The sequence below is a fragment of the Oleiphilus sp. HI0123 genome, from assembly GCF_001635315.1.
The window spans coordinates 1-7,737 of sequence record NZ_LWGE01001245.1 but is presented as its reverse complement, the minus strand read 5'-3'; the positions used below and the strand labels follow the sequence as shown (position 1 = coordinate 7,737).

The window sequence follows — 7,737 nt, the reverse complement described above, 5'->3', positions numbered from 1 at the left end:
GAACGAGAATACTCTCAGCAAAATTCAAGCTCTAGTATCCAAAGTTCAGTGCTCAGACAGTATCGTCAACTACGTCTACCGGCTGGCAACATTGAGTCGTTTAAAAAGCAATGAAACACACGGTTTATCGCCTCGCGCAAATATATCTCTGATTCAAGCGGCTAAAGCCTGGGCACTTATTGAAGGCAGGGACCATGTTTTACCTGATGATATTCAGGCAGTCTTTCCAAGCGTCGCAGAACACCGCCTGTCTAACGGACAAGCAAAGCAAAGCAACCCTTTGAGCCAAAACATTTTAAAATCTGTTGATATTTTTTAAACTATCCCCATTAACAGTTTATTATTCTGCGAGCCCCTATATCTGTAGCCACGACCTATAGAGCTTGCTGAGCAGCATTTTTGCACAACATTATTTAGTACCAGTTTAAACACTTATCGTTGAAGGACATTTCTCATGAGCGAAGCAAAACACTCCAAAGTCATTATTCTTGGCTCAGGCCCTGCAGGCTATACAGCTGCAGTCTATGCAGCACGCGCCAACCTGAACCCAGTTGTGATTACAGGAATGCAGGCAGGCGGACAATTGACGCAAACAACCGACGTCGATAACTGGCCTGGAGATGCTGAGGGCGTTCAAGGTCCTGAATTAATGCAAAGAATGCAGCAGCATGCCGAGCGCTTCGAAACAGAGGTTATTTATGATCACATCAATAAAGCAGAACTAAGCCAAAAACCTTTTCGCTTAACGGGCGATTCTGGTGAATATACTTGTGACGCACTCATTATCGCCACCGGTGCTTCAGCGATGTATTTGGGCCTAGAGTCCGAAGAAACGTTTGCCGGCAAAGGGGTCAGCGCCTGTGCAACTTGTGACGGATTCTTCTACCGCAACCAGACTGTTTGTGTAGTTGGCGGCGGAAACACTGCCGTTGAAGAAGCGTTGTATCTATCCAATATCGCTAAAGAAGTTATATTGATTCACCGTCGAGACACACTTCGCTCGGAAAAAATTCTTCAAGACAAGCTTTTGGAAAAAGCTGAAAACGGTAATATTCGCATCGAGTGGAACCATACTCTAGAAGAAGTGCTGGGTGACGATGCAGGCGTAACTGGCGTGCGCGTCAAGTCAACCGAATCAGGTGAAGAAAAAGAAATACCAACAATGGGTGTCTTTATTGCTATCGGCCATAAGCCCAACACCGAGCTATTTGATGGCCAACTAGAAATGAATAATGGCTATCTGACCATAAAGTCTGGCCTCGAAGGAGGCGTAACAGGCACTAGCATCCCTGGCGTATTCGCCGCCGGTGATGTAACTGACCAGGTATACCGTCAAGCAATTACTTCAGCTGGCTTTGGTTGTATGGCTGCACTGGATGCAGAAAAGTACATCGACGCATTATAAGTATAACCCCCGGGCGGGTAAGCTTGACGCTTAACCGCCCTGCTCGCCTCAAAGGATATTGAATGGCCAACCTCCCCTGGCTGGATGCGAACGACGACTTCCCTCCCATTGAACAGGCTTTGCGCGACCCAGACGGCTTACTCGCTGCCGGAGGTGACCTTAGCCCTGAACGACTCATTCACGCCTATTCCCGCGGCATATTCCCTTGGTTCTCAGATGATCAGCCTATTCTTTGGTGGAGCCCCGACCCTCGCTGCGTTGTAATTCCTGATGAAGTACATATCTCCAAAAGCCTGAAGAAACACATTCGACAGAAACAGCCCAGGCTCAGCTTCGACCAAGCTTTCCCAGAAGTCATCAGACATTGCGCTCGACTCGATTCCGAGGAAGGCACCTGGATTACCGAAGAAATGGAAGAGGCATATTACGCTCTGCATGAACTAGGCGTTGCTCACTCGGTTGAAGTATGGGAAAACGAAGAACTTGTTGGTGGGCTCTATGGCCTAGCCATTGGCTGCTGTTTTTTCGGTGAATCAATGTTTTCATTAAAGCCCAATGCATCGAAAGTTGCCTTCGCATGTCTAAGCCAACAGCTGCATAAGTGGGGCTACGCTATTATTGACTGCCAAGTTGAAAACCCCCATTTACTAACACTCGGCGCAAAATGCATCGATAGGTCAGATTTTTTATCTATACTTAATAAAAATATTAAACGAAGCCCCTTACATTCCGAGTGGGCATTCGCCAATCAAGGCAACGGATAAAGCCCAAAGCTATGACACAACAACAAGAGCTGGCACTTTACGCGACCCCGGAGCACGATTGCAGCTACCTACCGGGCATGCAAGCAAGCACTGTCTTTGCCGACCCAAAAGTTATCATCGACACGGATACCTATAGCGAACTTTCAGCACAGGGTTTCCGTCGTAGCGGACAACATTATTACCGCCCTCACTGCACTAGCTGCCAAGCTTGCACACCAATACGCGTGTCTGCACCAAACTTTCAAAGAAGCAAAAGTCAGAAAAGGGTGTGGAATAAAAACAGCCAAGTGAAAGGTAAAATTCTTCCAGCTGATTTCCATGAAGACCACTACTTACTATATGAGAAATATATCCACAGCCGTCACGCGGATGGAGATATGTACCCGCCGAGCCGCGACCAATATAGATCGTTCCTGGTAAATGGTCACAGCACAACACAGTTCATAGAATTCTCTGAAGGCGACCATTTACTTGGCATTGCCGTTTGCGACCAACTTAATGACGGCCTTTCGGCCATTTACACGTTCTTTGACCCTGAGCTTTCGGCTAAAAGCCTAGGAACCTACGCCATTCTCTGGCAAGTGGAGGAAGCCAAAAATCGAGAGCTAAGTTACCTGTATTTAGGCTATTTTATTAAGGAATGTAAGAAAATGGCGTACAAAACAAAGTTTTCACCTTTTGAGGCCAGAATTGGTGATCAGTGGTATACAGAAGAACAGCTGATAAACATCAGAGACCAGCTACTGAGTTCTAGCGAATAATCCTCCAGCAACTTCTTTTTAGCCCCTCAAACCCGCCATAAGTGCAATTATTTTACTGATCAATAAACAAACATTTTGCGTAATCCTTCGGATTCAGGCAGAATGTCGCACTTTTCTAATAACGAGCTTTAATTCGAGGTGATAATTAGCCTCTTAAATTTCAGGCTTGTTGTAACTAAACGCTCAATTATTTATGAGGTTACGCTTTAATGGCGAAAGAAGATGTCATTGAAATGGAAGGGACGATTATAGACACCCTTCCAAACACCATGTTCCGTGTTGAACTAGAAAATGGCCATATTGTAACGGCTCATATTTCTGGCAAGATGCGTAAGAACTATATTCGTATACTGACTGGTGACAAGGTTAAAGTTGAAATGACGCCTTACGACCTAACTAAAGGCCGTATCACCTACAGAGCTCGCTAGATTATTTCGTCTGGGCTCGCGCTCATTCGCTTAAGCGAGACTTTATAGTCATAAAAAAAGGGTAAGAACCATGTTCTTACCCTTTTTTTCGTCAATAACAACCCTTAGGCTGGCTCTTGCTCATAATCAAAGACAATCTCATTATCTCGAAGATTAATATGGACATCGCCACCTTCAGCCAAACTACCAAAGAGAATTTCTTCTGCTAACGGTTTCTTGAGGTCTTCCTGAATCAGACGAGCCATTGGTCTAGCACCCATAGTTTCATCATACCCCTTCTCTGCAAGATAGAGCTTCACTTCATCATCAACATGCAGCACAACGTTCTTCGCATCCAGCTGTACTTGTAATTCCATAAGGAACTTGTCGACAACATAGCAAACTGTTTCTCTCGATAATGAAGCAAACGGAATAATGCCATCCAAGCGATTTCTAAACTCTGGCGTAAATACCTTATTCAAAGCTTCCATACCATCTGAAGAATGGTCTTGCTCATTAAAACCAATTGAGCGTCTACTAATTACTTCCGCACCAGCATTGGTTGTCATCACCAACACGACATGCCTAAAGTCAGCTTTGCGGCCATTGTTATCGGTTAAGGTGCCGTGATCCATAACCTGCAACAACAAGTTAAAGACTTCTGGGTGCGCCTTTTCAATCTCATCAAGCAATAAAACGCAGTGAGGATTCTTATTGACCGCTTCGGTCAATAAGCCACCCTGATCATAGCCAACGTACCCAGGAGGCGCACCAATCAAACGACTGACGGTATGTCGCTCCATATACTCCGACATATCAAAGCGAACCAACTCAATACCTAATACAGTTGCTAACTGCTTAGTTACTTCAGTCTTACCAACACCGGTAGGACCAGAGAACAAGAATGCACCATCAGGCTTCTCAGGCGACTTCAAACCGGCGCGAGAAAGCTTGATTGCCGTTGATAAAGACTCGATTGCCTTATCTTGACCAAACACTAGCATTTTAAGATCGCGCTCAATATTCTTAAGCATATCTTTATCAGAACTTGTCACGCTACGAGGAGGAATTCGCGCTATTTTAGCCACCACATCTTCAATATCCTCGACATCAATCAAGTCACAGCGCTGATCAGCTTCTTTCAAACGCTGACTAGCACCCGCCTCGTCTATCACATCGATGGCCTTATCAGGCATATGACGATCAGTAATATAACGTTCAGCCAGCTCTGCTGCGGAGCGCAATGCTTCATCCGTATACTTGAGTTCATGATGTGCTTCAAACTGAGGTTTCAGACCTCGCAGAATTTTTATCGTATCCTCAACATCCGGCTCATTTACATCTATCTTCTGGAATCGACGCGCCAATGCGCTATCTTTTTCGAAGATGCCTCGGAACTCAGTGAACGTAGTCGAACCAATACAACGAATCTCACCAGAACTAAGTAGTGGCTTCAGCAAATTAGATGCATCCATAACGCCACCTGAAGCAGAACCCGCACCAATGATCGTATGAATTTCATCAATAAATAAAATAGCATGATCTCGCTTCTTCAGCTCAGCTAGCAGAGCCTTAAAACGTTTTTCAAAATCACCACGGTATTTGGTTCCTGCTAATAAAGCACCAAGATCTAAAGAATAAACCTCAGCATCAGATATAATTGCTGGAACATTTCCATCAACAATCTGCTTAGCTAAACCTTCAGCTATCGCCGTTTTACCAACACCCGCCTCCCCTACTAACAAGGGGTTATTTTTACGGCGACGCGACAGTATCTGTACAACTCTATCAACCTCTTTCTCGCGACCAATCAGTGGGTCAATGCGACCGAAGCTTGCCTGTTCATTCAAGTTTGATGCATAGCTCTCGAGCGGATTACTCTGGCCTGACTCTTCCATACCTTCTTCAGAAGACGCCTCACCCTCTTGCTCTGGCTCGGAGTCATCGGAAATTTTGGAAATACCATGCGAGATATAATTTACTACATCAATACGCGCGATATTTTGTTTCTTAAGCACATAAACAGCCTGACTTTCTTGTTCACTGAATATAGCTACCAAAACATTCGCGCCAGTAACTTCTTTCTTACCAGAAGACTGAACATGAAATACTGCACGCTGCAAAACTCGCTGAAAGCCCAGAGTAGGCTGAGTTTCTCGCTCTTCATCACTCGCTGGAATAAGTGGTGTAGTCGAGTCTACAAACTCGGTTAACTCCTCTCGAAGCTCCGACAATTCGGTACCACACGCACCCAGCACTTGTAGTGCGGCATCATTGTCGAGCAAAGCCAATAGCAAGTGCTCAACAGTCATAAATTCGTGACGCTTCTCACGGGCGCTTCGAAACGCTTCGTTCAAGGTCAGTTCGAGGTCCTTACTTAACATCTTTCACCCCAGAAATTATTATTAATTCGCTCAATGTGATTACCCATGTAAAACGCAGAACTATATCTATAAAGCTCTAGACTGCTTTGATTTCACACAATAATGGGTGATCACAATCAGCCGAATATTGATTCACCAGCGCCACCTTTGTTTCTGCAATGTCCCGACTGAACACGCCACACACGGCATAACCTTGAGTGTGAACAGCTAACATTACCTGGGTCGCCTTTTCTTCATTCATAGAAAAAAACTTTAATAGCACCTCAACAACAAAGTCCATCGGCGTGTAGTCATCATTTAACATGACAACCTGATACATCGAAGGCTGTTTAAACGCTGGCTTAGCAGGAGCGACAAGCAGATCATCTTCATGACCTGGATCATTTTGCGTTCCTTGAGCTAATACTAGTAGAGAATCTTTAGTTTTACTCATAGTTTGATACGAATTTTTACATTTCTCTTTATTTGGGGGTAGATACGTATTTTGCAACAACTGAGCTTATAAAGAAATCGCATAAAGAAAAACATGAGCAAAACTATCGAAAGAATTACGGCCAGGCATCATATCTTTCGCCCAAATCGCTTGACAGCATTAAGAAAATATTTGACAGTAGCGACTTGATGCGCTTTGCATCGGAATACAAATAAAAATAAAACTTCAGGTGTTTGAACTTTTACATGCCCAAGAACCCAAAAAGGCAGTCTGACATCCTTGAATTCTTTATTCAGGATTGCCAAGACACATAGTTCGAACGCAGGAGACACGGGAGTCGATAATGCCTCAAGGTACAGTAAAGTGGTTCAATAATGCAAAAGGCTATGGGTTCATCATCGAAGACGGTGATAATGAAGATCTTTTTGCTCATTTTTCTTCAATTCAAATGGAAGGCTATAAAACCCTTAAAGCAGGGCAGCCGGTCAACTTTGAAAAGCAGCCAGGCGACAAAGGTTTTCACGCTGTAAATATTACGGCAGTTGAAACGGTTCAACCAAGCTCCGCTGCACATGACGTAGACCATGACGAGTTTATTTCTGTTGAAGAAGCAAATGGTTCTGAGTTTCAGCCTAGCCATCAAGCACCATTGAACACGGAAACAAAAACATCAACAGAGCAAGAAGCCAAAGCAGTTTCAGCTTGAAACTGAGAGCCTGCCCTTCCTCTAGAGATAGCAGGCCTTTAGCCATTTACTCTTAACCCGATTTTATACAAAACCGGGTAAATCACTTGCCATTTATATGGCAGACTTTTTCCTGTCCGCGTATTATGTGGCCATGCCTACTATTTTCCTATTCAACAAGCCTTATCACACACTATCTCAGTTTACTGATAATGAGGGCCGCTCAACGCTTTCAAACTTTATTAAAACCCCCAAAATATACCCCGCCGGCAGACTGGACTACGACTCAGAAGGACTATTGATCTTAACTGGCGATGGGCAAATGCAAGCTCGAATTGCCGACCCGAAACACAAGCTCCCCAAGACCTATTGGGCACAGGTAGAAGGGGAGATTAGCGATGAAGCCCTTAACAAATTGCGTAATGGGGTAACACTTAAAGATGGGCTAACACGTCCAGCTATTGCCGAACGAATTAAAGAGCCCTGCTTGTGGCCGAGAACCCCACCAATAAGGCAGCGCGCAAATGCTCCAACATCCTGGCTGGCATTAACGATCACCGAAGGAAAAAACCGCCAAGTGCGACGAATGACTGCTGAAGTCGGCTTCCCAACACTCCGCCTGATTCGCGCAGCAATTGGCCCCTGGTCTATCGACAACCTACAACCAGGCGAACATAAAAGCCTGGAAGTTCACCTACCTAAGCAACGAGAAAATAAAAAACATTCTTCTCGTAATAAAGGACGCACCCATTCAAGCAAAAAGAAGCATCCACACAGAAAAAAACCTAGTTAGCACCAGTGCGATACGGCACATAAATAAACTAAACACCACTTCAAAGCTAATTTGCTAAGCATATAGGCAAGATTTTTGGCTTATAAAAATTTAGGTGCTATCATT

The 7,737-nt window shown here is 44.5% G+C and carries 9 protein-coding genes; 7 read left to right on the top strand and 2 right to left on the bottom strand.

Annotated elements, in window-relative coordinates; translation table 11 throughout:
- From A3761_RS27745 to infA, 5 genes are all read left to right on the top strand, one after another.
- The coding region (locus A3761_RS27745) for an AAA family ATPase (RefSeq protein ID WP_369808224.1) at positions 1 to 319 on the top strand (319 nt) is incomplete at its 5' end.
- A 135-nt stretch (positions 320 to 454) separates the two neighbouring features.
- Positions 455 to 1,405, top strand: coding sequence for a thioredoxin-disulfide reductase (gene trxB, locus A3761_RS14595; RefSeq protein WP_068516272.1), 951 nt, complete (start codon positions 455 to 457; stop codon positions 1,403 to 1,405).
- A 62-nt stretch (positions 1,406 to 1,467) separates the two neighbouring features.
- Entirely contained in the window at positions 1,468 to 2,169 is a 702-nt protein-coding gene (aat, locus tag A3761_RS14590) for a leucyl/phenylalanyl-tRNA--protein transferase (protein ID WP_068553326.1), read from the top strand.
- A gap of 11 nt (positions 2,170 to 2,180) precedes the next feature.
- Entirely contained in the window at positions 2,181 to 2,930 is a 750-nt protein-coding gene (locus A3761_RS14585; protein ID WP_068516266.1) for an arginyltransferase, read from the top strand.
- A gap of 209 nt (positions 2,931 to 3,139) precedes the next feature.
- Positions 3,140 to 3,358, top strand: coding sequence for a translation initiation factor IF-1 (gene infA, locus A3761_RS14580; RefSeq protein ID WP_068516263.1), 219 nt, complete (start codon positions 3,140 to 3,142; stop codon positions 3,356 to 3,358).
- 104 nt (positions 3,359 to 3,462) lie between these two features.
- Here the strand turns inward: infA and clpA are convergent, their stop codons facing one another.
- Positions 3,463 to 5,721: an ATP-dependent Clp protease ATP-binding subunit ClpA gene (clpA, locus tag A3761_RS14575; protein WP_068740118.1), complete on the bottom strand. Its 2,259-nt coding sequence runs from the start codon at positions 5,719 to 5,721 to the stop codon at positions 3,463 to 3,465.
- A 76-nt stretch (positions 5,722 to 5,797) separates the two neighbouring features.
- A complete protein-coding gene (gene clpS, locus A3761_RS14570; protein ID WP_068516258.1) occupies positions 5,798 to 6,154 on the bottom strand; it encodes an ATP-dependent Clp protease adapter ClpS in 357 nt (118 codons plus the stop codon).
- Between the two features lie 343 nt (positions 6,155 to 6,497).
- Between clpS and A3761_RS28845 the strand changes: the two genes are divergently transcribed.
- Both A3761_RS28845 and A3761_RS14555 read left to right on the top strand, forming a co-directional pair.
- The gene (locus A3761_RS28845) at positions 6,498 to 6,860 is read left to right on the top strand and encodes a cold shock domain-containing protein (protein WP_082865482.1); all 363 of its coding nucleotides are present in this window, start codon (positions 6,498 to 6,500) and stop codon (positions 6,858 to 6,860) included.
- A 97-nt stretch (positions 6,861 to 6,957) separates the two neighbouring features.
- On the top strand, positions 6,958 to 7,632 hold the full coding sequence (locus A3761_RS14555; protein WP_369808223.1) for a pseudouridine synthase: 675 nt from the start codon (positions 6,958 to 6,960) through the stop codon (positions 7,630 to 7,632).
- The last annotated feature ends 105 nt before the right edge of the window (positions 7,633 to 7,737 follow it).

Bases quoted from the DNA above. Each gene is read 5' to 3' on its own strand.
- trxB (WP_068516272.1), top strand. From the start codon at position 455: ATGAGCGAAGCAAAACACTCCAAAGTCATTATTCTTGGCTCAGGCCCT.
- aat (WP_068553326.1), top strand. From the start codon at position 1,468: ATGGCCAACCTCCCCTGGCTGGATGCGAACGACGACTTCCCTCCCATT.
- A3761_RS14585 (WP_068516266.1), top strand. From the start codon at position 2,181: ATGACACAACAACAAGAGCTGGCACTTTACGCGACCCCGGAGCACGAT.
- infA (WP_068516263.1), top strand. From the start codon at position 3,140: ATGGCGAAAGAAGATGTCATTGAAATGGAAGGGACGATTATAGACACC.
- clpA (WP_068740118.1), bottom strand. From the start codon at position 5,721: ATGTTAAGTAAGGACCTCGAACTGACCTTGAACGAAGCGTTTCGAAGC.
- clpS (WP_068516258.1), bottom strand. From the start codon at position 6,154: ATGAGTAAAACTAAAGATTCTCTACTAGTATTAGCTCAAGGAACGCAA.
- A3761_RS28845 (WP_082865482.1), top strand. From the start codon at position 6,498: ATGCCTCAAGGTACAGTAAAGTGGTTCAATAATGCAAAAGGCTATGGG.
- A3761_RS14555 (WP_369808223.1), top strand. From the start codon at position 6,958: ATGGCAGACTTTTTCCTGTCCGCGTATTATGTGGCCATGCCTACTATT.